The 24,528-nt window shown below is 44.6% G+C and carries 24 protein-coding genes; 1 reads left to right on the forward strand and 23 read right to left on the reverse strand.

Annotated features, from left to right (window positions below; genetic code table 11):
• Positions 1–2: 2 nt before the first annotated feature.
• The 3 genes from MHI37_RS17640 to MHI37_RS17650 form a co-directional block, all read right to left on the reverse strand.
• The gene (locus tag MHI37_RS17640; RefSeq protein ID WP_076336987.1) at positions 3–356 is read right to left on the reverse strand and encodes a hypothetical protein; all 354 of its coding nucleotides are present in this window, start codon (positions 354–356) and stop codon (positions 3–5) included.
• A 544-nt stretch (positions 357–900) separates the two neighbouring features.
• Entirely contained in the window at positions 901–2,775 is a 1,875-nt protein-coding gene (locus tag MHI37_RS17645; RefSeq protein WP_076336988.1) for a hypothetical protein, read from the reverse strand.
• A gap of 184 nt (positions 2,776–2,959) precedes the next feature.
• A complete protein-coding gene (locus MHI37_RS17650) occupies positions 2,960–3,682 on the reverse strand; it encodes a MerR family DNA-binding transcriptional regulator (RefSeq protein WP_076336989.1) in 723 nt (240 codons plus the stop codon).
• 164 nt (positions 3,683–3,846) lie between these two features.
• On the opposite strand from MHI37_RS17650, the gene MHI37_RS17655 reads away from it, so the two are divergent.
• Positions 3,847–4,563, forward strand: coding sequence for a hypothetical protein (locus MHI37_RS17655; protein WP_076336990.1), 717 nt, complete (start codon positions 3,847–3,849; stop codon positions 4,561–4,563).
• A 156-nt stretch (positions 4,564–4,719) separates the two neighbouring features.
• Here MHI37_RS17655 and MHI37_RS17660 read toward each other — a convergent pair whose 3' ends face one another.
• The 20 genes from MHI37_RS17660 to MHI37_RS17755 form a co-directional block, all read right to left on the reverse strand.
• Positions 4,720–5,706, reverse strand: a complete 987-nt coding sequence (locus MHI37_RS17660; RefSeq protein WP_076336991.1) for a glycoside hydrolase family 43 protein — start codon at positions 5,704–5,706, stop codon at positions 4,720–4,722.
• Positions 5,707–6,413: 707 nt separating this feature from the next.
• Positions 6,414–7,277 carry a stalk domain-containing protein gene (locus MHI37_RS17665; RefSeq protein WP_076336362.1) on the reverse strand — a complete coding sequence of 288 codons (864 nt, stop codon included), beginning with the start codon at positions 7,275–7,277 and terminating at the stop codon, positions 6,414–6,416.
• A 684-nt stretch (positions 7,278–7,961) separates the two neighbouring features.
• On the reverse strand, positions 7,962–9,053 hold the full coding sequence (locus MHI37_RS17670; protein WP_076336364.1) for a prephenate dehydrogenase: 1,092 nt from the start codon (positions 9,051–9,053) through the stop codon (positions 7,962–7,964).
• Between the two features lie 4 nt (positions 9,054–9,057).
• Entirely contained in the window at positions 9,058–10,155 is a 1,098-nt protein-coding gene (gene hisC / locus MHI37_RS17675) for a histidinol-phosphate transaminase (RefSeq protein WP_076336365.1), read from the reverse strand.
• A 240-nt stretch (positions 10,156–10,395) separates the two neighbouring features.
• Positions 10,396–11,208: a tryptophan synthase subunit alpha gene (gene trpA, locus MHI37_RS17680; protein ID WP_076336366.1), complete on the reverse strand. Its 813-nt coding sequence runs from the start codon at positions 11,206–11,208 to the stop codon at positions 10,396–10,398.
• Positions 11,201–12,400: a tryptophan synthase subunit beta gene (gene trpB, locus MHI37_RS17685; protein WP_076336367.1), complete on the reverse strand. Its 1,200-nt coding sequence runs from the start codon at positions 12,398–12,400 to the stop codon at positions 11,201–11,203. The genes trpA and trpB overlap by 8 nt, the downstream gene beginning before the upstream one ends.
• Positions 12,397–13,074: a phosphoribosylanthranilate isomerase gene (locus tag MHI37_RS17690; protein ID WP_076336368.1), complete on the reverse strand. Its 678-nt coding sequence runs from the start codon at positions 13,072–13,074 to the stop codon at positions 12,397–12,399. The genes trpB and MHI37_RS17690 overlap by 4 nt, the downstream gene beginning before the upstream one ends.
• Positions 13,071–13,871, reverse strand: a complete 801-nt coding sequence (gene trpC, locus MHI37_RS17695) for an indole-3-glycerol phosphate synthase TrpC (protein ID WP_076336369.1) — start codon at positions 13,869–13,871, stop codon at positions 13,071–13,073. Before trpC ends, MHI37_RS17690 begins: the two co-directional genes overlap by 4 nt.
• Positions 13,858–14,910 (reverse strand): anthranilate phosphoribosyltransferase, encoded by a 1,053-nt coding sequence (gene trpD / locus MHI37_RS17700; protein ID WP_076336370.1) that lies wholly within the window; start codon positions 14,908–14,910, stop codon positions 13,858–13,860. The genes trpC and trpD overlap by 14 nt, the downstream gene beginning before the upstream one ends.
• Complete coding sequence (gene trpE, locus MHI37_RS17705) at positions 14,910–16,481, reverse strand: anthranilate synthase component I (protein ID WP_076336371.1); 1,572 nt, start codon at positions 16,479–16,481, stop codon at positions 14,910–14,912. Before trpE ends, trpD begins: the two co-directional genes overlap by 1 nt.
• Positions 16,482–16,825: 344 nt before the next feature.
• Positions 16,826–17,194 (reverse strand): chorismate mutase, encoded by a 369-nt coding sequence (gene aroH, locus MHI37_RS17710; RefSeq protein ID WP_076336372.1) that lies wholly within the window; start codon positions 17,192–17,194, stop codon positions 16,826–16,828.
• A 1-nt stretch (position 17,195) separates the two neighbouring features.
• A complete protein-coding gene (aroB, locus tag MHI37_RS17715; protein WP_076336373.1) occupies positions 17,196–18,293 on the reverse strand; it encodes a 3-dehydroquinate synthase in 1,098 nt (365 codons plus the stop codon).
• A gap of 2 nt (positions 18,294–18,295) precedes the next feature.
• Positions 18,296–19,465 carry a chorismate synthase gene (aroC, locus tag MHI37_RS17720; RefSeq protein ID WP_076336374.1) on the reverse strand — a complete coding sequence of 390 codons (1,170 nt, stop codon included), beginning with the start codon at positions 19,463–19,465 and terminating at the stop codon, positions 18,296–18,298.
• Positions 19,466–19,662: 197 nt separating this feature from the next.
• A complete protein-coding gene (locus MHI37_RS17725; protein ID WP_144023651.1) occupies positions 19,663–19,842 on the reverse strand; it encodes a hypothetical protein in 180 nt (59 codons plus the stop codon).
• A 62-nt stretch (positions 19,843–19,904) separates the two neighbouring features.
• Entirely contained in the window at positions 19,905–20,684 is a 780-nt protein-coding gene (locus MHI37_RS17730; RefSeq protein ID WP_076336375.1) for a protein-glutamate O-methyltransferase CheR, read from the reverse strand.
• A gap of 33 nt (positions 20,685–20,717) precedes the next feature.
• On the reverse strand, positions 20,718–21,161 hold the full coding sequence (ndk, locus tag MHI37_RS17735; protein WP_076336376.1) for a nucleoside-diphosphate kinase: 444 nt from the start codon (positions 21,159–21,161) through the stop codon (positions 20,718–20,720).
• Positions 21,162–21,190: 29 nt separating this feature from the next.
• Positions 21,191–22,165: a polyprenyl synthetase family protein gene (locus tag MHI37_RS17740; RefSeq protein WP_076336377.1), complete on the reverse strand. Its 975-nt coding sequence runs from the start codon at positions 22,163–22,165 to the stop codon at positions 21,191–21,193.
• A gap of 8 nt (positions 22,166–22,173) precedes the next feature.
• Positions 22,174–23,031: a menaquinone biosynthesis protein gene (locus tag MHI37_RS17745; RefSeq protein WP_256710486.1), complete on the reverse strand. Its 858-nt coding sequence runs from the start codon at positions 23,029–23,031 to the stop codon at positions 22,174–22,176.
• Complete coding sequence (locus MHI37_RS17750) at positions 23,009–23,659, reverse strand: flavin prenyltransferase UbiX (protein ID WP_076336379.1); 651 nt, start codon at positions 23,657–23,659, stop codon at positions 23,009–23,011. Before MHI37_RS17750 ends, MHI37_RS17745 begins: the two co-directional genes overlap by 23 nt.
• Complete coding sequence (locus tag MHI37_RS17755) at positions 23,653–24,528, reverse strand: UbiA-like polyprenyltransferase (protein WP_076336380.1); 876 nt, start codon at positions 24,526–24,528, stop codon at positions 23,653–23,655. Before MHI37_RS17755 ends, MHI37_RS17750 begins: the two co-directional genes overlap by 7 nt.

A 24,528-nucleotide genomic window follows, 5' to 3' on the forward strand; every position in this document is an offset into this window, starting at 1 on the left:
TCTTATTCAGTTATATGCCAAAGAACTCCTGCTGGATCTATAAGATGAACTGCGCGCTTACCATACGATTGAATTTGAGGAGGCTTAGCTCTAATATTATACTTCCCAGCTACTTGGATATTTTGAATATGCTGCCACCACGCATCCAAGTCCTGCACACATAATTCCAACATAAAGTTATTTTGCAATTCTACATTTTGAAAGTTTTGCAGATGAAATTCAATTTCTTGCATCTTGAATATAGTAAGTTCATCACTGGTGAAGATTTTTTCAAATCCAAGATCTACATAGAACTGCACAGCAAGTGGATAATCTGCACCAGACGGAATAAACGGACGTAATTTGAGTGCTTTCATTATAGTTTTTCATCTCCTCAATAAATTACTTTATGGGTGCCAAGCCAAGGCTACGCTGCAGTTTGTACAACGTAATCGACGTTACTTACCTGACTCGATACGTACACTGTACTTTGTGCAATAGATTGCCTAGTATAGGGTGATATTCGTTGGTTTGGAGCTCATTCTCCTGCATAATTACAATGTAGTCATCCGAAACTGCTCTCATGTAAGGTTTCTGTTGTACTAAGTGCAGTCTAAGTTGCTTCTCCTTAAACGATATAACTTGAACCAAGGTGAAACGGCTGTCCCCGTCCTTTGGCGGCGCCAGCGCGTTTTATTCCGAGAACTATAGAGAAAGTATGGCGAAATGATATCCTTTCCTATATTTTTTAAAAAAATAAAGATTTAGCGAAGCGAGAAGATCGTTTCTCCAGAAACGAAGTGTTCACCTTTACAGCCTTATTCTTACCTTTAAATGTCTTAGGAAATCAAAGAATCTGGCTGCAACAGCGATCCTTCAGAATGATCTTCTCGCGCATCGCCCAAAACGTAAATGTTTAGTTCAACTTATATAGTCCATTACATTTATGGACAGCAGCCTGCCGTCTTCCTTAGATTCCATATAAGTAATTGGCAGCATTCCATTTGGGAATGGTATCTCGAGCCTATAAACGCTGTTCTGTTCATCGCTTTTATCCAATAGCTCATTGCCTTCATAACCCCCTTGAACACCAGCCTTACTCAGCAGCTCTAGAGTTATCTGCAAGCTGGCTCCTTTATAGCGGTCTTGTAAGTTTTCTGTCCACGTCAGATCATCCCAATCGGGAGCCTTCACGTTTACGCCAGCCTGACGCAACGTCTCTAGTAGATCGACGACCATGCGCCCATCTCCTTCCTGCATGGCACAAGCAAGCGCGAGGTAAGCTCGGTTAGTCGTCGAAATGTAATTCAGTTTGTTTTTGGCGGCCAGCAATTCAAATAAATTCTCCGTATTCTGTTCTGATGTGAACCAATAAGCGTGGAAATCCATTGGATTCATTAGGCTTGTTCCTGGGATCAAATACCGCCCGTCATCTGAAACGCGAAATACCTGTGAGATATCAAAGCGCATTGGGTATTCCATTACAAATATATGACTGCCGTCCCCACTAACCATGATTTGAATAGACAAAGGCTCATACGGTCTCTCCCCTCCAGGCAAAATCGAAGCAAAGCCTCTCCTACTTGAATAATAAAAACTGCCATCATTAGCTGTCTCCCGGACAAGTCGATACATTAAGCGGCTCTTGTGCTTGATCGGTTGCCTATCAATATGGGTGGAGTTTCCATGTACAGTGTGAATTTCCTCATTCAGCTGCCACGTTATGTCGGCTATCCCTCGCAATTCGTCAGGCTTCCGCACGTCGGACAAGTCCGGAAGCCTTAGGGCAATGCTGTAATCTTTAGATTGCCATTCATAAGCTGTATACTTCTGCTCTGACGCATAGAATACGTCGGAGAAACTCGTATTGTAGGAGAAACCATCGATACGCTTTTTACTACCGAAATCAAACACACCTAAGTGCCATCCAGAAGCTACGAAAATCCCAGCCGAGACGAGTATCGGCACGAGCAGCACAACCATTGCATTTACCATTTTACTAGGGCGGACCTCTCCGTATGGCAGGTCTGGAGTATGTTTATCACCGTCTCGAGCTAATCTCACTGCCAGCTGACTCATAAACGTGCCGATCAGCAAAGTTCCAATGCATGCGTAAGCGAGTAACGGCACTGCATATCCCCATGGGGGTGTCAGCGACTGAAATAGAGTGATAATTAGTGTGCAGAGCATTGCAAGCAGCGCAAGCGGTAGCAATGTGATGAAATAGCGCCGAAACATGCTTGGCGCTTTCTTTAACGCTTCACTAAAAGTGATATTTTGGAGGACAATCAAGTATGGCGTAAGCGAATAGAACATTAAAGCAATCATCAATATGATCCCAAACGGGAAAAAGACTGCAGCGAGGAAAACAATCAACCCGCCTAACACGTTTTGAAAAATTGACCAAGCTATCATATCGCCGAAATACCTGCGTCCACACGCGATCAGAGGAACTCTCTTACGATTTAGAACCCATCCTTTCAAACCGCCGAGGTACATGCCCCGGACGAAACCTTGCAATCCCATTACAGCGACAGATACAAGAAATGACGCGATTCCCCATACCTGTGTTCCGGCTTGAAAGTAGGTGTATGGAATTTTCAGCTCCGTAAGTGACGGCATATATAATGGGATGGTTCCACTATACCTGACTGTCTGCACAGCAGCATCAGTTGTAGTTATCTCTGTCTGACTATGAGGAAATATGGAAAATCCAAAATAAATGCCTAATCCTACTACTGCGGTTATAAATACTTCAAACAGCAACACCAAAACAATCAAACGTGTATAAGCCATCTTTACCTCCTAACCTGATTAAATCCCATGTTCATTTCATTCACTTCTCCTAATATTTGACGTAATTGGAGTGCGTTTGTTGCGACTCCACTGAATCCGATTTTTCTCATACCGCCGTTTTTCGCAGACAAGTCAATTCATAAGTAAAAAAAAGCCACCCCGAAGGGTGGACTGTACTCGACACTTAGCTCGACTCATCGGCAACGAAGGTGTTACCTGTTGAAATAACTTCAAAAAGGTTTTGCAAATATGCGATACCTCGCACTTGTTCAACTAATGCATAATCAATAAATTGAAGGGATTGATAAGCAATTTCTTTTGCCTGAGAAACATCGTTGTTGTCAAGGCCCAATAATACTTCTCGAACTATATCCAAGGAGTAGGCGACCCTTTGAACCGTTCGGATAATAAGCACCTTGCGAATATCAGTCCGAAAATAAATACGGAATCCACTTTCTTTTTGGCGATTAGGCTTTATTAAACCTTCTTTTTCCCAATGTCGAATGGAAGAAGCAGATACATTAGCTAATTTAGCTACCTCTCCAATCGTAAAAGCACTCTTGCTAAGATACTTTGGAAATTCTGCATTTTCTATTAAATCAATCATCTCAATTGCCCTTAGGACTGTTTCCTTCTCAGCATGGAGGTTCACTTGTGCTTTATTAATTTTCCATAAAATACCAAGTTTTTCTCTCTTTATGATAAGCGGCATAATTGTTCGAACTAAATCCATGCCAAACCCAGGAATCAGAGCACGAATACATTGAAAATATGCCTCATGTTCCTTTGTGTAGATGCGATACCCATTTGAAGCTCTCTCAATTTCAGGAACAAGTCCCCACGATTCATAGTGTCTTAATGCACTTGTGCTTATATTCAATTTTTTCGCTATCTCAATACCCTTCATCTCAATCCCATTCCTAACAACCTATAATTTATTATTAAAGCATACGACGGGTATTTGTATTTTTATAACTTTAACACATTAACAAATATACTTGAACCTTATCATTTGCATTAATGTTGTACGATTGGACTGTAAGCTAAATTCCCGACAGGAGTTGAATACTAATGAATAAAATCATACCTATTTTACCGTGCCAATCCATAAAGGAACAGGTTGCCTTTTATGAGTATTTGGGGTTTGAAATCATTCAAATTTCCAATCGTCCTAATCCATATGCCGTTGTAAGGTATGGTGCACTTGAGATGCATTTTTATGGAAGCAAAAGAACATTGCCTAATGAAAATCCAACTATGTGCTATTTAGTTGTTGATGATGTAAGTCATGTATATGATAAGTTCACTTCAGGATTAAAAGAAAATATCGGAAAAATCCCCCGTTCTGGCATACCCAGAATATCAAAATTAAAAGATTTGGCAGATGATAGAAGATTCGTGGTAACCGATTTGGGTGGAAATACGCTTTTTATTGGAACACCGAATGCTAAGGTGAACGAACCTTCTTTTTTTAGAACAATTGAAAGTATTGATTTTGCACAGAAATTTGAGATTCTCTACGACCTAATGTACTCCAAAGAAGATGTCCATTCAGCGTTCAATATGATGGTAAAGTTCTTTCCTGAAGATCTAATTTCAATCAACGTTGAACATTTGGATTCAGCAAAGATATTACTAGTTGCATTAGATATCCTTTTGCAACGAAATAAAATAGTAAATCAAGAAATTAACGATAGGCTTAACGAGTTATTTAACGGTTGTGATATGCAAAATCCTGATTGGAAAAAGATCCTGCAAAAGTATAACGACATTATTGACGGTGAATAAATGCCTTCATAAATAAAAACCGAGGAATTCAGGTATAGGCACCTGAATTTCACTCGGCTCATCGGCAAATATTATAGGATATCTGCATAGACTCTAACGTCTATATATTTAGCAATAACCTGCAATCACCTATCGATGCTTAAGTGATTTGCCCGTTTATTCTAGGTTGCTATAGGCAATTGCTTGTATCGTTCCATCCTCGTTATAATGCAGCTCCGTGTATTTAACACAGCGTTTATGGTTAACGCCTCCCGACAGAGAGCTGTCGTGATAGAACAGATACCATCTATCTTCGAACTGAACAATGGAGTGATGAGTGGTCCAACCGATCACCGGCGTCAGAATCGTCCCCTTAAAGGTATATGGGCCCAATGGATTTTGACTGACGGCATAGACCAGCTTATGTGTCGTACCCGTCGAATAAGACAGGTAGTACCAGCCGTTATGCTTATGCACCCATGGTCCTTCGAAATAGCGCCGTTCCTCATCACCAGCCATAAGGGGCTCACCATTCTCATCGACGATTGAAATTTCCTGAGGAGCTCCTTGAATTGACAGCATATCCTCGCTCAACCGCGCAACCTGTGGACCAAGCGCGGGCGTTTCCGACTCCGGACCCGTTTCATCCGACTTGAAGGTGCCTGTCTGCCATTTTTCTAATTGGCCGCCCCATAGACCTCCGAAATAAATGAATGCCTGATCGTCATCATCCATGAAAACAGCAGGATCGATACTGAAGCTGCCCTCCATGTAAGTGGGCTCCGGGGTAAACGGACCTGCCGGAGATCCGCTTGTAGCAACACCGATTCTGAAAATCCCGTCATGATCCCGTGCCGGGTAGTACAAGAAGTAAGTTTCGTTCTTATAGGCAGCATCTGGCGCCCAAAGCTGCTTGGAAGCCCACGGAATGTCTTTCAAATGCAGAACCTCACCATGATCAACGACTGGCGACTCGAAATTATCGATGGACAATACATGATAGTCCTCCATGGCATATTGATCACCATTGTCATTATCAGGGCCATCGTGGTCGAGATCGTGTGACGGATAAATATAAATTTTCCCCTCGAATACATGTGCGGAAGGATCCGCTGTATAAATATGAGTGACAAGAGGCTGATTTGGCGTTGGTTTGTTATTCAATTGAATTCTCCTTTTTCTATAGAAGTTTACCAATAGATAAAGTGTAGTGCTTGCATCTAACGATGACAACCCATTAATTTAAGTAAAATACAGATAAACTATAGATTTAATTCTGTAGTGGTTTCCCTAAATTAAAGCTGTGAATGATCCTATTATTACACAATTCGCAAGTTCCATACTAAATTGGCATCAAACAGCAGGTAAAACTGACGCAGCGGTCCAATTTACATACAATCATTCATTAAAACAGAAACGCTTGCTATCACTAAGCATATTAGTCTTCTCAATTGATGCTTTATGATAAACAAAATCACCCTTACGGATGATTCGAAATCGCGGTCGCGTCAGTTCACCCTTCTAACGGAAACCACAGACGCTAAATCGCCTTTATTTTTCGTTTCAAGATTCTAACGGAAATACGCGCCTCTATTTGTACCCTACATGCCCGATTTCGCTTCATTTCTGCGGAATAGCGTCTCCCTGTTCCGTTAAAATGTGACGCTAACCCAATATGCAACTTTAGCGTCTCTGGCTTCCGTTAGCTTTCGTTCTCTGCTCACTGGCTGCTGCCGCAGCATCATGATCAACAGGTTCAGAGAATGCATAATTTCCTAAACAAAAAAAAAACCACCTAAAAAGGTGGCCTGCACTCACTTAGAGTGCAAAATTATAGCTAGGAGTGGAGAGTCTACTTAACTTACCACGCTTCATGATTCAGGCTGTTCATGCAAGTATGACTTAAGTAGTTCTGCAATCGCATCAGCATTTTGTTGGTCTTCGGGGAAACTTTTCTTTTCTGCAATTTCTAAAGGTGTGCCACTCACAGACTCTATAGAAGGATCAGCACCGTGTTCTAATAAGTACTTGACTATTTCGTATCTGCTGTATAATACCGCATTATGCAGTAGAGTTATTCCATTAAATTCTTCTCGGGCATTTACATTCATATCGTATTCTAAGAAGAATGCAACCATCTCAAGGTTATCTCCATAATAAGGAACAAAACTGTATATTGCTGGCCCTAACGGTCCTACCCCTACAGTTGGGTCAGCACCTTGTTGCAAATACTTTTCAGTTTCCGCTAAATCATTGCGCATGATTGCCTTATTTAACTGAACCTGTTTTGCTGAAAGTAACCAGGCATTATTACCGCCCTCTTCACCATAAACTTGTAATTCTCCACCGCTTGATTCGCTAATAAATCGTAAAGGAACAAAGGTAAAACCCTGTATTATAACGGGGGCTGCCGGCATGTCTACAAGCTTGCCATTAACGATTGCTTTTTTGGATCCAACAGTCAACGTAATTGTTAAATCAGAACTTTCCCCAATGATTTGTTTGCTCTCTGGTTTCCACTTCACATGCAGTCCTAGTCGTTCAAAAACCGGTCGAAACGGAGCAACTGTTGTTCCATTCAGTACAACTGGATGATTAGCCCGTGTAAACTCAACCTTCTTCCCATCTATCGACAGAGTGTAAGGGAAGATTTTGATGGCAGCAGAAGTGCGCGGAAGACCGATACTAGCACTTACAAGAAGAACCAGCAAGGAAACAAGAAGCCATCTCCTCATTCATTTCACCTTCTTAATAGTTATTGTCTTACCAGAACTCCTTACCTTAGTCATTCCTATAAATTCAATCAAGAATTACGAATGGCCTGATGCGTGATAGGGTATTATTTGAAGCAATCTTCTTCAATATACACGACTTCTACTTGTTCATCGAAATGATATTTTGGTTCTTTAATTCTTTTAAAATCATTGAAATGTATCTTCAATTCAGTTCTACCATTTTTAATAATTAGATATTTATTATGTATTGACTTGCAGAGGTAGACTTTCGATTGATAAACACCCCATGAATTCAAAAAATTATCCATGTTATCTTCCCCTCTTACATGTTTTCAGGGTATTTCAACCACTGTCTTAATTACGAACTTAGCGAACTTTCCATATTAAGGTATTCGCGAATGGATTAAACTATCCTGCCCGTTCATATTACCATTTCACTAGATGTTTATTTGTAACTCAGACTTTATCAGAAAGATCTTTAAATGGACAAAAAAAAGCCACCCCGAAGGGTGGTCCGTACTCATGATGAGCACTACAGGATTTGGATAGGAGTGGAGAGAAACCATACTGTACCTTTATTATATGTATACGCTTCCATTTTGTCAATAAGCGTTTTCATTTTTATTTAAATTATTTTGTAAGCGCTTGTTCCTAATAAAACTCAAAAAAAAGACGCACACCCTGTTAAAGGTGAACGTCATAGCCTTTCGCTGTAAGCAGTACGACCGCTTGATCCAAGTACTCTTGGCTTCGGAAGGAAAGCCGGAGAATGCCAGGGATGTCTTCCCTGCTCTCACTAATATGAATATTGCTGAGGTTAATCAGACTATTTCCGAGCTCGCTTGTGATTTTACCAATAATACCTGGATGATCCGGAATATCGACGTAGCAATCAAACGCAGAATGAATCATGCCTTTGCGCCGCTCCGGCATTTTGCTGCGGAATTGACCTGCCGCATCAAAAGCTTCTGCTATTCCCTCTCCGTCTGAAGCTTCGAGCATCGTGACGAACTTTTCCATTTCTTTACCCCAATCACGAAGCAGCTCTAGCAATACCTTGCGATTATTAATTAATATATCGCGCCAAATAATCGGATCGCCTGATGCAATACGTGTAATATCGCGGAAGCCCCCTGCTGCTAATGATTCATAAAGCTCATTGGTTTCATTATAGCCTCGAACCTGATTAACTAGCGAGACAGCGATGATATGGGGCAAATGGCTAATTGCACCTGCAATCTCATCATGCTCCTTAGACTCTACCTTGACAATATTCGCTTTCGTATGGCTCAGAAGCTCTATAAGCCGATCTACAGCCTCCACTGGTGTATCCACTTCGGGTGTCAGAACGTAGAAAGCGTTCTCGTATAGGTGCGACGAAGCAGCCTCAACACCTGTCCGCTCTGACCCAGCCATCGGATGACCGCCAATAAATGTAGCATGGCCAAAATCAAGCGTTCTTGCCCGCTCCATGACGGACGCCTTCGTACTTCCAGCATCAGTCACAATACAGCCAGGCTTCAATTGAAAGCCGCTTAGCTTAACGAGATACTCTTCAAGATTACCAACGGGTACGCATATAAATATAAAATCGGCTTGCTCCGCCGCCTCCTGCATTGAGGTTGTTGCATAGTCAACAACACCTCGCTGCATATATTTCTCCACTTGAGAAGGACGATTCGAATGTCCGATAACTTTAATTCCAGGTTTTCCTTTAAAGCATAAGGCTAGTGAGCCGCCGATCAGCCCCACGCCAAAAATCGCTACAGTTGTCATAACTTTATCCTTGCACCGCCGCTTCCTGCAAAGCCTGTTCCAACGCCGCAATAAACTTCTCATTTTGCTCGCGTGTTCCTACCGTTATCCGAATATGATTTGGATAATACGTCCAGCGCGGTCTCGATATAATGCCTCTGCGCAGCAGTCCGTCAAAAACCTCCGGCGAAGAACGCTTTACATCGACCATTACGAAATTCCCGTTTGCAGGGAAATAGGACAATCCCAAGCGATCAAATTGCTCGGACAAATAATTGATGCCTTGTTTATTTTGGTCACAGCAGTAGCTAATAAATGCTTTATCTGCTAATGCAGATTTTGCAGCTGCCTGTGCTATACGGGACGTATTAAAAGGCTCACGGACTTGATTCGTAAATCGAATAACATCCGGATGCCCAACGCCATAGCCGATTCGCAGTGCAGCGAGTCCATATATTTTCGAAAAAGTACGCAATACAATTAAATTGCGATGCTCGCGAAGCAGCTGTACTCCATCTGGGAATTGTGGATCATCCACGTATTCACCATAGGCTTCATCAAGAACTACAAGCACATGGCTAGGCACTTCCTTCAAGAAGGCAGTTAGCTCTGGAAGCGTCACAATGGTCCCTGTCGGATTGTTAGGATTGCAAATCCATATGATCTTAGTCTTGCTGTTCACCTTTGCCAGCATGGCAGGCAAATCATGCTTGCCTTCTTTAAGCGGTACCTCCACGATGCTTGCATTCTCGATTTCAGCATTATGCTTATATTGGGGGAATGTTTCATCCGCCATAATCGTTTCATCGCCCGGGACGATAAACGCTCTATTAATCATAAGTATAATTTCACTCGAGCCTGTGCCAAAAATAATCTGATTCGGTTCCACGCCAAGCTCTTCCGCTAAAGCTGCGGTTAGCTCTACGCTCGCTCCATCCGGATAAATATTAGAATTTCCTATCTCTTCAATAATCGCTGCTTTAACATGCTCGGAGCAGCCAAATGGATTTTCATTAGATGCCAGTTTAATAACTTCTTGTAATCCTAGCTCCCTCTTAACATCCTCAACCGGCTTGCCTGGCTGATAGACGGGAAGGTGGACGATATTACTTTTGGGCTGCATGAGCCGTTCACCTCTTTTATAGTTAACTATTCTAAACGCTTGTCTTTCATTGTCTCATATCTATTAAAGGTTTTAAAGTTTTTTTCGCGCAAGGTGAAACGGCTGTCGCCGTCCTTATGGCGGTGGCGCGTTTCATTCCGGAGAAATATAGAGATCGTATGGCGTAATGATATACTTTCCTATATTTCAAAAATAGCCTCTCGCGTAACGCAAGAGGCTATCCTTTCTATGAAAATCGAATTAACCTTTGAGCTGGGCAACAAAATCGCCAATTTTCTTAAGTCCTGCTTCACGACTATCGGCATCCTGAAGTAATGGAATAGCATCCTCAATCGTTCGCACGATCGCACTGCCTACGATGACACCATCACATTGCTTCTCGAAACGTGCCACCTGCTCACGATTAGAGATTCCAAAGCCTACCGCGATAGGCAGGTCAGTCGCTTCCCTAACCGTAGCGAGAAATTCATCAATGCCTGTATGGAAATCTGCTCTCACGCCCGTCACGCCAAGCGATGAGACGCAATAAACAAAGCCCTTGGCTTTGCGTGCTATACGTGTCACTCGTTCCTTAGAGGTCGGAGCAACGAGTGGAATAAGATGAACATTAGCTGCCTCCGCAACCGCCCTAACCTCTTCATCCTCTTCCATAGGCAAATCCGGTATAATTAGACCGCTGATGCCCTTGCTTTCTACAAGCTTAAAGAAAGCTTCCAAACCATATTGAAATACTGGATTGTAGTAGGTGAACAAAATAAATGGAATTTTAACACCCGCTTCACGCGATTGCTCAGCAATAAGAATACAATCCTTTAATGTAATGCTGTTGTTAAGCAGGGCGCGCTCTGAAGCACGTTGAATAACAGGACCATCTGCAAGAGGATCGGAATAAGGCACACCAAGCTCGATCATATCCGCTCCAGCTTTCTCAAGCGTCTGGATAATAGCAACGGAGGTTGCCAGATCAGGATCACCCATCGTTACAAATGGAATGAGTGCTGTTTTCCCTTCTTCCTTCAGACGAGCAAACGCTGTATCGATAAGATTACTCATGCTTCTCTACCCCCAAATAACCCATAATCGCTTCCACGTCCTTGTCTCCACGTCCAGACAAGCTGACTACGACTACTTTATCTTTATCAAGCGTCGGTGCAAGCTTCATCGTCTGGGCAATCGCATGCGCAGATTCTAAAGCTGGAATAATGCCTTCCGTACGGGAGAGCAGCTGCAGCGCTTCAAGCGCTTCTGCGTCCGTAACAGGTACATATTCAGCACGTCCAGAATCCTTCAAATAAGCATGCTCCGGACCTATACCCGGATAATCGAGTCCAGCGGAAATAGAATGCGCTGGCTGAACCTGTCCATGCTCATCCTGCAGCACATAGCTCATTGACCCTTGGAATACACCGTGACGGCCCTTGGTCATAGTTGCTGCATGCTCAATGGTATCCACGCCTCGGCCAGCAGCTTCTACACCAAGAAGCTTTACGCTCTCATCGTTAATGAACGGATAGAAAATACCCATTGCATTGCTTCCGCCTCCGACAGCTGCCACTACATAATCCGGCAATCTGCCTTCCTCTACTAAAATTTGCTGGCGTGCTTCATCCCCGATAATACGTTGGAAATCACGAACCATCATCGGATACGGATGTGGACCCGTAACCGAGCCGAGAATATAATAAGTATCCTCTACATTGCTCACCCAGTAGCGAAGCGTTTCGTTGCAGGCATCCTTGAGTGTTCTCGTACCTGACAAGACAGGAACGACTTCAGAGCCAAGCAGCTGCATACGGAACACGTTAAGCTGTTGACGCTTCATGTCCTCCTCGCCCATAAATACCTTGCACTCCAGCCCAAGCAAAGCAGCAATCGTAGCAGATGCTACACCATGCTGTCCCGCACCGGTTTCAGCAATAATTTTTGATTTCCCCATACGCTTGGCAAGGACACCTTGTCCAATGGTATTGTTGATTTTATGCGCACCCGTGTGATTGAGATCCTCACGCTTTAGATAGATTTTAGCACCGCCAAGATGGTTGCTTAGCCGTTCTGCATAGTATAGGGAAGTCGGGCGTCCTGAATATTTATGCAATAGGTAATTAACCTCGTCTTTAAATGCTTGATCCTTGGAATAATGAGCGTAAGCCTCTTCAAGCTCTAGCAAAGCGGTCATTAGTGTTTCCGGAACATATCTTCCGCCAAATGCGCCATAGCGGCCATTTTCATCTGGTACTTGTTTCATGCTTCCATCACCCTTCTTACAAATAATTCGATTTTGTCGATATCCTTATGTCCATCCGTTTCTACTCCGCTGGATACATCAATACCATTTGGAGCATATGTCCTCAGCAGCTCCTTAACATTGTCTTCATGCAAGCCGCCTGCTACATAAAGAGTCATGCCTAGCTTCTCAGCCGCTTTATTATAATCCTCAATCGAATCCCAGTCGAAGGTTTTCCCGGTTCCGCCTCCAGGAGCGTCAATAAGCACCGCGTTAACTGCAGCAGCATACGGAGTTAATCGCTCTAATGCCGACTGCGGCTCAGTTCCCTCAGCATCCCGCTTGATCGAAAAAACTTTCCAAACGTCAACGTTAAGCTTTTCGCGTACGCCCTTGCAAAACTCAGCCGACTCATGACCGTGCAGCTGAACGACATCAAGCGGCGCTTCCGTTAATAACGTCTGCAAATTATCGAATGTTTCATTTACGAATACGCCTACTGTTCTCGGACGTTCACCGCCCGCTGCCTTCAACTCGCCAACTGCCTTAATCAACTGCGCCGCGGTCGCCTTGTCTACCTGCCTCTTGCTCGGTGCAAATACGAAACCTATTTCATGAATCGGCAATCCGTCCATGGCCTGAATGGTTTGAACATCCTTCAGCCCGCATATTTTGATACGCGGCCGCTGCTTCATCGTGCGGTTACCGCACTCATAAGATCATTTACCGCTTCGCTTACGTTATCATGCCGCATGAAATATTCACCGATTAACAGACCATGTGCGCCTGCACCTTGTAAAAACTCGACATCCGGCTTGCCCGCGATTCCACTCTCGCTTATAATCGTCACGTTCTCCGGCATATGTCCAATTAAAGCTTCCGTTGTTTTCAAATCGGTAACGAAGGATTTCAAATCACGATTATTAATGCCGATCAAGGTCGCTTTATCTAGCTCAAGCACAATTTCCAGCTCTTCTTGATTATGAACCTCCACAAGAACGTCCATCCCAATTGATTTTGCAAGATCATGATACTCGCCGAGCTGCGCGGGTGTAAGAATAGCCGCTATAAGTAAAATCGCATCAGCACCAATTAAACGAGCCTCGTAAATTTGGCGGTGATCGATCGTGAAGTCCTTGCGCAGCAGCGGTAGTTTCACCGTATTTTTCACCGCAGTTAGAAACTCATTCGAGCCTTGAAAATAATCCCGATCTGTCAAAACAGAAATGCAATCCGCACCAGCACTTTCATAGGCTGCAGCAAGTGCCCTAGGATCAAAGTCGCTGCGTATTAACCCTTTGGACGGAGAGGCCTTCTTGACCTCTGCGATCAGTCCCATGCCTCGGTTGCGGCCGGCAGGAGTCAATGCATGCTCAAAGCCTCTGCAAGCGTCAAGCGCAGCGATTTGCTTCTCGACCTGAGCAAGCTCGAAGCGTGCGGCCAGCTCTTCAACCTCTGTTTTTTTTGTTGCAACAATTTTATCTAGAAACATGTGCCAACTCTCCTGTCGTTTGAATAAGACTAACGAGCTTTTGCTGTGCTTCACCTGAATCGATAACTTTATCTGCTATAGCCGCTCCCTCACGGATCGTAGCGGCCAAACCGCCTACATAAATGCATGCGCCTGCATTGGCAAGGACGATATCACGGTAAGCCCCCTGCTCCTCACCTGAAAAAATAGCTCGAATAAGTGCAGCATTGACTTCCGGTTCACCGCCCATCACTTCTGCAATTGGCCAGCGAGCAAGCCCAAGCTCCTCAGGTGTTATATCGTAGGTGGTGACTACGCCATTTAGCAATTCGGAAATTTGAGTAGGAGCGGAAATACTAATTTCATCTAGTCCATCATGGCTGCTAACGACCATCGCTCGTTTCAAGCCCAAATCACCCAGTACTTCAGCGACTGTTGAGGTGCGTGCTCTGTCATATAAGCCTAAAAGCTGTCGATCAGCGCCTGCTGGATTCGTAAGTGGCCCAAGCATGTTGAAAATCGTCCGAATTCCGAGCTCACGCCGTGGGACTGCCGCATAGCGGAGTGAAGGGTGATATAGCTGTGCAAACATAAAGCATATGCCAATGTCCTTCAAGCACAATGCAGCTTGCTCTGGCGAAAGTGTAATTTGTACGCCCAAAGCCTCCAGCACATCGGCGCTGCCTGCTTTTCCCGACATCGCACGGTTGCCATGCTTAGCCACACGAATTCCTGCTGCTGCTGCGATAATGGATGAAGCCGTTGAAATATTGAATTTATGAATGCCTGAGCCGCCGGTTCCGCAAGTGTCGAGTAAGCCCTCCTGCTCCGTAATGAGGTGGCTTGAATGAGCCCGCATCGCCTCAGCAAAGCCCGTAATCTCGTCCTTAGTCTCACCCTTCATTCGAAGCGCAGTTACCACGCCAGCGATTTGTGCGGCTGTTGCCTCATCGCTCATGATGATGTTCATAACCTCGCTTGCTTGCTCTCTCGTTAGATCAGAACCGCCAATAAGCTGGTTTAATGCTTTCTGCATCGTAATTTTTTCAGCAATCTGCATTATTGACCAAGCCCCTCTCCTGCATGAACGTAATAATCCATATTGATCGGATTGAAACGCTCAGACGAGTTTTTAGGCTGTGCAAAGATAGCTTCTGCAGTACGGATCGCTTTCAGACTGCCTTTTGCTTTATTAACTGTCTCTAAGTATTCACTCTCTGGTACTGAGTCCCATACAATACCCGCGCCTGCTTGCACATAGGCTTTGCCATTTTTGAAAATAATGGTCCGGATCGTAATACAGGTATCCATCGTTCCTCCGAAGCCTAAGTATCCGATAGCCCCTGCATACGCGCCGCGAGCTTCATTCTCTAGCTCTGCGATAATTTCCATCGCTCTCAGCTTAGGTGCGCCTGAGACTGTACCCGCCGGCAAACAGGACACAAAGGCATCAAAGAAATCCTTATCCTTATGAAGCGTACCTGACACATTTGATACAATGTGCATGACATGCGAATATCTCTCAATCTCCATAAATGTATCACATTTAACAGTTCCAAACTCAGACACGCGTCCAATATCATTCCGGCCAAGATCCACGAGCATGAGATGCTCTGCCCGTTCCTTCTCGTCTGCAAGCAGTTCAAGCTCCAGCGCCTGATCCTCTTCCTCCGTTTTACCGCGCGGCCTTGTACCTGCAATTGGCCTTGTCTCCACGCGATCACCATCAACCTTAACAAGCGCCTCTGGCGAAGCTCCGACGATAACCTCCTCGCCCATCTTCAAATAAAACATATAAGGAGAAGGATTCATCGTACGAAGCACACGATATACATGCAGCGGATCAATGTCGGTTTCAATGCTGAAACGCTGTGACAGCACCACTTGAAAAATATCACCAGAACGAATGTATTGCTTCGCTTGTTCAATATTCGAAATAAACTGCTCCTTCGTCACATTGGATTGAACATCACCAAGCTCATAATCTACTTCAGTGGAAGCTCCAGTCATCAGCGGTATGGTAACCGGCTGCTGCAATCGTTCAATTGTTGCTTCAATCTTCGCTACCGCCGCAGCGTAGCTTGTTGCGATTTCAGCGTCTGTTGCCCCTTCAGAAATATGAACATTGCCGACAATTTGCAGCTTTTGCTTAAAATGATCAAATACGATCACTTGATCACAAAACATAAATTGCATATCATTCATGCTCAAATCATCAATGCGATGAGCCGGCAGCTTCTCGTAATATTGAAGCAGATCATAGCCAAAAAATCCGATTGCACCGCCGGTGAATGGAGGCAGCTCTGGAAGTGACGGGCTGCGGAATGAACGCAAATGAGCCTTTAGAAGCTCAATGGGCTTATCATTAAGCACCTGCTTCTCTCCTCTATGCTCCAGCACCATCTCGCCGTTTTTACCATATAGCATCATAAAGGGGTCTGTTCCGATAAACGAATAACGCGCCCATTTCGATCCGCCCTCCACACTCTCAAGAAGAAAAGCATAATTCTCCTTTGCAAAATGCTGAAACAGACGAATTGGCGTTTCTGTATCCGCCATCATGTATCGTACGATTGGAATTAGATTATACTGCCCGGCTAGACGTGTAACATGCTGTAGCTCATTTGACATTCCGAACAACCTCCCAGTTTGTTTATATTTCTGTTTATAGAAACAAAAAAAGCTCCTGCATGAGCAGGAGCGTTGGTTTAGATGATGACGGAAGTGTGTAAGCGGAAAAAACATAATGGTAGGTAGGAGGAAAAAGCACTTTTACAACCCCAGCGCCTATGCACATAAGATCGTTCAGCTGTTTCATACAACTCCATACTACAATCTGCTCTACTCTGCTTCTCTCAACTAATCTCGGCTCATCTCAACTCATAACTCTGCTCTGCTACTCTCACTTACGTTATTAAATATACAACAACGAACGGCCGTGCGTCAACAAAGGTTATTCGAGCTTATATAGTCCCTTAGGCTTTGGACAAATCTGGACGAAGCGCCTTCGCGCCATTTAAATAAACATGGTTAATTTCTGCTTGTGTCTTATCCGTGTTTATTAAAACCATCAGTCTAATGCAGCGTTCAAGACTGCCCTTAACCGGTACCTCAAGCGCACACATAAGCGGAACAAGCTCCCATCCCTGCATTTGGCGAATAGCACGTGCCGGGAATGTCTCATCAAGATCATTCGTAACCGTCACAAATACGCTGCAAATGTCATCGGGTACGATCTCATTGTCTGCTACGATCGCATTTAGCATTTCAATCGTTGCATCCAGAATCGGAAGTTCTTCATTCGTATTAACGGTAATTGCACCGCGGATTCCTCTAACGCTCATCCTACTCTACCTCCAGCTTCAATTGCTCTACAATTTCTCGTACCCATTGTACGGAAACATCCGATTTGATTTCGACTTTCCCAATTTCCGTCGGTACAACAAATACCATCGTACCCTCTGAAAACTTCTTGTCGTGCATCATGGCTTCCATAATCTTATCTACGTCAAAATGCGCAGGAAGACGTACGGGAAGTCCGCATTTCGCAAGCACTCGCTTCGTTACGGTATAGACCTCTTCAGGCGCACCATAACGGAGTCCAAGCTTCGCTGAGCCTATCATCCCGATCGATATGGCTTCCCCATGCAGCAGCTCTCCATAGCCTGCAACAGCCTCTAGCGCGTGCCCAATGGTATGACCTAAATTCAAGATCGCTCTAAGATCATTTTCCCGCTCATCCTTAGATACGACAGCCGCTTTTACACTGCAGCCTTTGTACAACGCATAGCCAAGTGCATCCGCATCAAGCGCAAGCAGCTTCTCCGCATTTTCCTCGCACCAGTCCGTAAAGGCTTCATCCCAAATCAGTCCGTGCTTAACTACCTCAGAGAGGCCAGCGCTTACTTCCCTTGGAGGCAGCGTCTGAAGTGTATGTAAATCATACAAAACCAGCTCTGGCTGATGGAACGCACCGATTATGTTTTTTGCAAGCGGATGATTGACGGCAACCTTCCCGCCAACACTGCTGTCATGTGCCAAAATAGTCGTCGGTACTTGAACGAATTTAATGCCGCGCATATAGGACGCTGCCACAAAACCTGCAAGATCACCAACAACTCCGCCGCCTAGCGCAACGATAGCAGATTTACGATCAAGTCCGGCTTCGAGCGCCTTCGTAACAAGTGATTCCAGCATAGACAGCGATTTCGAGCTCTCTCCCGAAGGGACTACTACACTTGCAGTCATAAAGCCAGCAGCAGCAAGCCCAGATTCAAAAGCCTCTAAATGAAATTTCGCAACACAGCTGTCCGTAATAATAAGAAGAGGTGATTTCTTGCTAATGCCATGTTTAGTAAAATAGGATGATGCCTCTTTGAGAAGCCCTTCGCCAATGTATATAGGATAAGAACGGTCGCCTAGCTCTACTGTTAGCTCACGCATACCTAGTACCGTCCTAGCTGCTCTTGGTAATTGTTAAGATTCGCACGAATTTCCTCGATGGAATCGCCGCCGAATTTCTCAAGAAATGCTTTGGCAACCTCCCAAGCGACTACATGCTCCATAACAACGCTCGCAGCAGGCACTGCACAGCTGTCAGAACGCTCTACTTGTGCAGTGAACGGTTCTTTGGTGTCGATATCCACACTACGAAGCGGTTTATACAATGTCGGGATCGGTTTCATTACCCCGCGCACGACAATCTGCTCACCATTCGTCATCCCGCCTTCGAAGCCGCCTAGACGATTCGTTGCACGGTGATAGCCGCGCTCTGCTTCGTACATAATTTCATCATGCACCTGCGAGCCGCGAAGCTTTGCCGCTTCAAAGCCAATACCAATCTCACAGCCCTTGAAGGCATTGATCGATACGACCGCTTGTGCAATTCGTCCGTCCAGCTTCCGATCATATTGCACATGACTGCCAAGTCCGATTGGCACACCCTCGATAATACATTCCACAATTCCGCCAATGGAATCGCCTTCTGCTTTTATCTGATCGATATAATCCGTCATCTTCTGCTCGGTTTCCTTGTCTACAACACGAACCGAGGATTCCTCGGTCAACCTGATCAGCTCGTCCACAGGAAGCTGATTAGCAGGAGCTTCAATCTCACCAATGCGTATCACTTGTCCAGCTACTTTTATTCCGAATTCCGCCAAAAATTGTCTCGCTACCGCGCCGACTGCTACACGTGCTGCCGTCTCGCGAGCACTGGAGCGCTCAAGTACGTTGCGCAAATCCTTAAGATCATATTTTAATCCACCGTTCAAATCAGCATGACCAGGGCGCGGACGATGAACACGGCGCTTCTCCTCATCACTGCCTTCAATAGGCTCGATATTCATCACAGAGGTCCAATGCTTCCAATCATTGTTAGCTACAATAAGTGCTACTGGAGCACCTGTTGTTCTGCCATGACGTACGCCTCCGACAATATTAGCTGTATCCTTCTCGATCTGCATACGACGTCCACGACCATGACCCTTCTGGCGTCTCTGCAGTTGAAAGTTCAATTCTTCAAAGTCAATGTTCAAATTGCTTGGCAATCCTTCGATAATAGCTGTTAACTGGGGACCATGTGTTTCCCCCGCTGTCAAATATCTTAAACTCAATCCGAGCTCCTCCTTCAAGGCAAGCCTACCTACGCCTGCTGTGCTTTAGTGCACTAAACATCTTTGCTCATTATAGTACAGCCCCACCATTTTGACAACAATTTAGCGTGATGATAACCGCCAGCTGCACATAAAAACAGGCTGACGGAAATGTCTACTTGAACGACATTTCCGTCAGCCTGCGCAGCATGCTGCTATTAACTATTCACCGATTTTTTCCCGAGCAGCACTGTTCCATCATTCATGAGCAGCGGATCATTCACAAGTCTAGTCATTTGCCCGCTGTCTACTCCAATAATCTGTGCGCATTCTTGAATCGAAATAAAACCGCGCCTGTAGGCGGCTATTACTTTACGCTTATCCATCGGTTTCTTCATCCTCCAAGTCATGTAGCTAATAACTAGTATAGGAGAAGATGGAAATCGATATACATGGGCGCCTAGGTCCGACGGTAAAAGAAGGTATCTGCCGTTTCAAATCCGTACTGTGCAGGTGAAAAAATTTGCTCTGTGCTGCCAACAAATAACAATCCACCCGGCTTAAGCGCTTTGGAGAACTTGTGGTAGAGCAGGTGCTTAGCTTCCTCCGTAAAATAAATCATAACATTACGACATACAATAAGATCAAACGAACTGTCAAAATGATCATGCAGCAGGTTTTGTTGTTTAAATTGAATAAATTTTTTCAAGGAATCCGAAATCAGATAAGCGCCATCCGCTTGCTTAAAATACTTTTGCCTGCAATCCTGAGGCACATCTCTTAAGGATCGCTCTAAATAGCTTCCTTCCATTGCCTTCTGCAGCACATTGGTATCAAGGTCTGTAGCGAGCAAAGTGGCGCGCTCCAAAGCACCAAGCTCAGATAGGATCATGGCAAGCGTATAGGGCTCCTCGCCCGTAGAGCAAGCTGCGCTCCATACTTTGAGCCGATTTGTTGTTTTAAGCATCTCTGGAAAAAACCGCGTCTGTAAAATTTCCCACCGCGAAGGGTTTCTCCAAAACTCCGACACATTAATCGTCATTCGATCCAAAAATTCATTAAGCAAGCTGCGATTTTGTTCAATCGCCTTCCAATATTCCTCAAACGTCTGAAAGCCATGCTTCATTCTAAGCGTGGTCAGCCTTCGTTTCATTTGAGCTTCTTTATATTGCGACAGATCGATATCGGTCTTTTGCTTTATTCTAACAATAAACTGCGTAAAATCACGGTCCTCAAGCATAGGCTCCTCCATCGATATTATAATGATGAAAAATTAAATCCACCGTTGAATGGTATGCTCATAATCAACAAGCTCGGATTCCGCGAAGAAGATGCCAATCTCTCTTTCTGCATTTTCCGCTGAATCAGAGCCGTGTATGAGGTTAAAATTCGTATGTACTGCTAAGTCGGAACGAATGGTGCCTGGCAGCGCATCAATAGCATCTGTCTTGCCGATAAGCGCGCGCGTTAATGCAATAACGTTATCACCTTGCCACACCATTGCAAATACAGGACCGGATGCAATAAACTCAAGCAGCGGCTCATAGAAGCCCTTGCCCTTATGCTCCTCATAATGACGCTCCGCAAGCTCACGGCTAACGACCATAAATTTGGCCGCTGACAGCTGTAGTCCCTTCTTTTCAAACCTCGAAACGATTTCACCAATCAAGCCCCGTTGAACTCCATCCGGTTTAATCATTAGAAAAGTTCTTTCCATCCACGATCATTCCTTTCTAAATCTATTTTTTAATAGTTGCGTTTCCCAACAAAATGAGCAATATCCAATAAATTCTTTTTCGCTGCGACATTCGGCAATCCCTCTAAAGCAAGCGCAGCTTTTTTTATATATTGATTGGCAAGCTGGTCGGCAAGATCACCGCCGCTGCTTTTACGAATTAATTCTATTGCACGAGCAGCATCTCTTTTCCCGCCGTGCTCATGGATGATGGAAATTTCTTTTAAAAGCGGTTCTCGTATGTTCGAATCCTGCAAAGCAAGAATAACTGGCAACGTTATGTTTCCTTGTCGCATATCGGAACCCGGCGGCTTGCCGATCTGCTTTTCTGTTCCATAAAGATCAAGTAAATCGTCACGTATTTGAAAAGCCATGCCAACGTTATAGCCATAACGGTATAGACGATTGGAGGTTAAGCGATCGGTATTGGAAGCTACAGCTCCAAGCTGACAGCTAATTGCAATGAGCAAAGCGGTCTTGCGTCGTATTCTCAGCAAATAGTTTCGCAACGTTTGCTCCGTGTTAAAGAAATCTCTAATTTGCTCCATTTCACCAATACACATCTGAACCAGTGCGGAGGATAAAATCTGATGAATCTCTGGATTTGGAAGCTGGGCCGCAATGGACAATGCTTTGCCATGTATAAAATCACCCGTGTACATCGCAATGCGATTATCCCACTTGGATTTAACCGTCAACTGTCCGCGCCGAGTTTCCGCATCGTCAATAACATCATCATGTACGAGAGAAGCCATGTGGATAAGCTCCAGAGGGACAGCGATTCGTTTCATAACATCCAGCCGATAGTCGCCAAACTTACCAGCCAGCAGGACGAACACGGGTCTAATGCGCTTCCCTCCTGCTTTGAGCAAGTGCAAGGAAGCCTCGCTGAGCAGCATATGCTCATCCGTCACGCTTCGCTCAAGCTCTTGCTCGATCTGATTCAGATCGCCTTTCATCTTTGCATACAAGTCTAGTAGTTTCATTCTTTCACCTATTGGGCAGATTGGTCTTCAAAAAAAGTAAGCTTAACGTCATTCGACAGCAGCCCAAGCTGCTTAGAATAATCGAAATATAACTTAAGTCCCTCTTGCAGCTTGCTCCCAAAATCAAATTGAAGCGAATGAAAGTACATTTCCCAGTATGTTGATACTCCCCCAAGCTGCAAGCAAGCTTGATCAATAAGTGGACCAAGATTCACCTTATTATACTCTTTGCTCGCTTTTAACGCCTTATATACCTTATTTACAGATTCTGGATCTATTAAAGCAACTTCTCTTCGTGCCGCAACTACAGCATAAGTCATGCCAAGGCCTGTCCATGCGTTCCAGAGCTGACCCAAATCAAGGACATAAAGTCCTTGATCTTGCCATGAGGCTTGAATGGCAGGATCACCAATAATGAGCGCTGCATCGGAGGTCTCCAACATTTTGCCTAGATCAGGCGCAGCGGGCACATACTCTGGATTACACTCAAAATGCAAGGTCATCATTATTTTCAATAAATTCACAGAGGTGGCTGACGTAGTCGTAACAGCAATCGTCTCCGGCCGCTTACGCGCAATCGGCTCCTTCATAAATAAAAGAATGGAATTCACATTTCCGACTGAGCCTACAGATAATTCTGGCAGCAGTACATAATCATTCGCATTCTGTCCGTAAGAGAAGGACGAAATGGCTGATAGATCTAATTCACCAGTCTGAAGCAATCGGTTTAGCTCTGACGGTACGCGCTTTATGACCTCAAAGCCATTCCTATCTAGTCGTTCTTCTAACTGATGGAACAGCGGCCATGCGTTCGCATAGTCAATTCTACCGATGGTGATCGGGCTATTCAGGCCCATTCTGCTCATCTCCCCATCTTCTGTACAAATCATGATCAATTTCCATACTATCAAGTATTTTACCTACTAAAAAGTTAATCATTTCATCCATGGATTGCGGTTTATTATAAAAAGCAGGCATTGCTGGAATGATCCTTACGCCAAGTCGTGCCAGCGTCAGCATATTCTCAAGATGAATAGCATGCAAAGGCGTTTCTCTAGGCACGATAAGAAGCTTCCTATTTTCCTTTATCATGACATCAGCTGCTCTAGTCATCAAATCATCGGAAATGCCGTGCGAGATCGACGCAAGCGTCCCCATCGAGCACGGCACAATGACCATTCCTTGAACGCGGTAGGAGCCGCTGGCTATGCTTGCGCCGATATCCGCATTCGGATGAAAAATAAGCTTGCTAGCAGCAAGCGCATCACCAAAGTGCTGCTCTAATGCAGCTGCACGACGTGTCGCAACAAAGCCAAGCTCTTCCTTGAGTACTCTCCAGCCTGCTTCTGTAATGACGAGATGAACCTCATAATCCATCTCAAGCAGCGATTCAATGAGCCGGATACCATAAATGGAACCGCTAGCTCCTGTTATCCCTACCACCCATCGTTTCTTCCAGCTTGGCCTATTTTCTTCCTTTAGATCCCTTACCATTGGCGAATCACAAGCAGATCAACGATTGTAAATAAGAAAAGCACAACGCTAAGCGTACCGTTCATACCAAAAAATGCGGTTTGCACCCTAGATAAATCATTCGGACGAACAAGCCAATGCTGATAAAACAATAAACAAATAGAAATGACCGTACCGAGCAAATAAATCCAGCTTAAATCTGTCAGCCAAAATAATGTAATGAACCCGACTGCCGTTATGATGTGTAAAATACGAGCAAACCATAATGCGCCTGCAATCCCAAATCGAGCAGGTATGGAATGCAAACCGACATTTCGGTCATACTCAAAGTCCTGAGTTGCATAAATAATATCAAAGCCGGCAATCCATAAAGCTACCGTAATATAAAGAATCCAAGCAGAGAGATTAAATCCCCCCGTAATCGCAACCCAGCCGCCAAGCGGTGACAGTGCGATCGTAAAACCTAGCACTAGATGGCACAGCCAAGTAAAGCGTTTCGTATAGGAATAAAGAACAAGCAATACAATGGCAATCGGCATAAGCTTAAGAGCGATTGGCGCCAAGTTTGCCGTAGCGACAAAGAGCAGAGCAAAGGATACGATAATAAACAAAATAACCTCTGCCGACTTAAGCAAGCCCGCTGGAAGAGCTCTCTTCTCTGTCCGCGGATTGCGAAGGTCAATCGCTTTGTCAATGACCCGGTTCAAGCTCATAGCAGCGCTGCGCGCGCCAAACATCGCGAGTGTAATCCATCCAATTTCGGCCCAGGATGGCAGCCGCTGCTCCATCATAACTGCGCCTAGTATCGCTCCCATGAAAGCGAACGGCAGTGCAAAAACGGTATGTTCAAACTTAATCATTTCTAAAATAATACGTAATTTGCGAATCAT

This window comes from Paenibacillus sp. FSL H8-0548 (genome assembly GCF_038630985.1).
Classification (GTDB): domain Bacteria; phylum Bacillota; class Bacilli; order Paenibacillales; family Paenibacillaceae; genus Pristimantibacillus.

Bases quoted from the DNA above. Each gene is read 5' to 3' on its own strand.
- trpB (WP_076336367.1), bottom strand. From the start codon at position 12,400: ATGAAACAAGTACCAGATGAAAATGGCCGCTATGGCGCATTTGGCGGA.
- trpA (WP_076336366.1), bottom strand. From the start codon at position 11,208: ATGAGTAATCTTATCGATACAGCGTTTGCTCGTCTGAAGGAAGAAGGG.
- trpC (WP_076336369.1), bottom strand. From the start codon at position 13,871: ATGTTTCTAGATAAAATTGTTGCAACAAAAAAAACAGAGGTTGAAGAG.
- MHI37_RS17725 (WP_144023651.1), bottom strand. From the start codon at position 19,842: ATGAAGAAACCGATGGATAAGCGTAAAGTAATAGCCGCCTACAGGCGC.
- MHI37_RS17665 (WP_076336362.1), bottom strand. From the start codon at position 7,277: ATGAGGAGATGGCTTCTTGTTTCCTTGCTGGTTCTTCTTGTAAGTGCT.
- MHI37_RS17645 (WP_076336988.1), bottom strand. From the start codon at position 2,775: ATGGCTTATACACGTTTGATTGTTTTGGTGTTGCTGTTTGAAGTATTT.
- aroB (WP_076336373.1), bottom strand. From the start codon at position 18,293: ATGCGTGAGCTAACAGTAGAGCTAGGCGACCGTTCTTATCCTATATAC.
- MHI37_RS17755 (WP_076336380.1), bottom strand. From the start codon at position 24,528: ATGATTCGCAAATTACGTATTATTTTAGAAATGATTAAGTTTGAACAT.
- aroH (WP_076336372.1), bottom strand. From the start codon at position 17,194: ATGAGCGTTAGAGGAATCCGCGGTGCAATTACCGTTAATACGAATGAA.
- MHI37_RS17670 (WP_076336364.1), bottom strand. From the start codon at position 9,053: ATGACAACTGTAGCGATTTTTGGCGTGGGGCTGATCGGCGGCTCACTA.
- MHI37_RS17750 (WP_076336379.1), bottom strand. From the start codon at position 23,659: ATGGTAAGGGATCTAAAGGAAGAAAATAGGCCAAGCTGGAAGAAACGA.
- ndk (WP_076336376.1), bottom strand. From the start codon at position 21,161: ATGGAAAGAACTTTTCTAATGATTAAACCGGATGGAGTTCAACGGGGC.
- MHI37_RS17740 (WP_076336377.1), bottom strand. From the start codon at position 22,165: ATGAAACTACTAGACTTGTATGCAAAGATGAAAGGCGATCTGAATCAG.
- MHI37_RS17730 (WP_076336375.1), bottom strand. From the start codon at position 20,684: ATGCTTGAGGACCGTGATTTTACGCAGTTTATTGTTAGAATAAAGCAA.
- MHI37_RS17655 (WP_076336990.1), top strand. From the start codon at position 3,847: ATGAATAAAATCATACCTATTTTACCGTGCCAATCCATAAAGGAACAG.
- trpD (WP_076336370.1), bottom strand. From the start codon at position 14,910: ATGCAGATTGCTGAAAAAATTACGATGCAGAAAGCATTAAACCAGCTT.
- MHI37_RS17745 (WP_256710486.1), bottom strand. From the start codon at position 23,031: ATGAGCAGAATGGGCCTGAATAGCCCGATCACCATCGGTAGAATTGAC.
- MHI37_RS17690 (WP_076336368.1), bottom strand. From the start codon at position 13,074: ATGAAGCAGCGGCCGCGTATCAAAATATGCGGGCTGAAGGATGTTCAA.
- trpE (WP_076336371.1), bottom strand. From the start codon at position 16,481: ATGTCAAATGAGCTACAGCATGTTACACGTCTAGCCGGGCAGTATAAT.
- hisC (WP_076336365.1), bottom strand. From the start codon at position 10,155: ATGCAGCCCAAAAGTAATATCGTCCACCTTCCCGTCTATCAGCCAGGC.
- MHI37_RS17650 (WP_076336989.1), bottom strand. From the start codon at position 3,682: ATGAAGGGTATTGAGATAGCGAAAAAATTGAATATAAGCACAAGTGCA.
- MHI37_RS17640 (WP_076336987.1), bottom strand. From the start codon at position 356: ATGAAAGCACTCAAATTACGTCCGTTTATTCCGTCTGGTGCAGATTAT.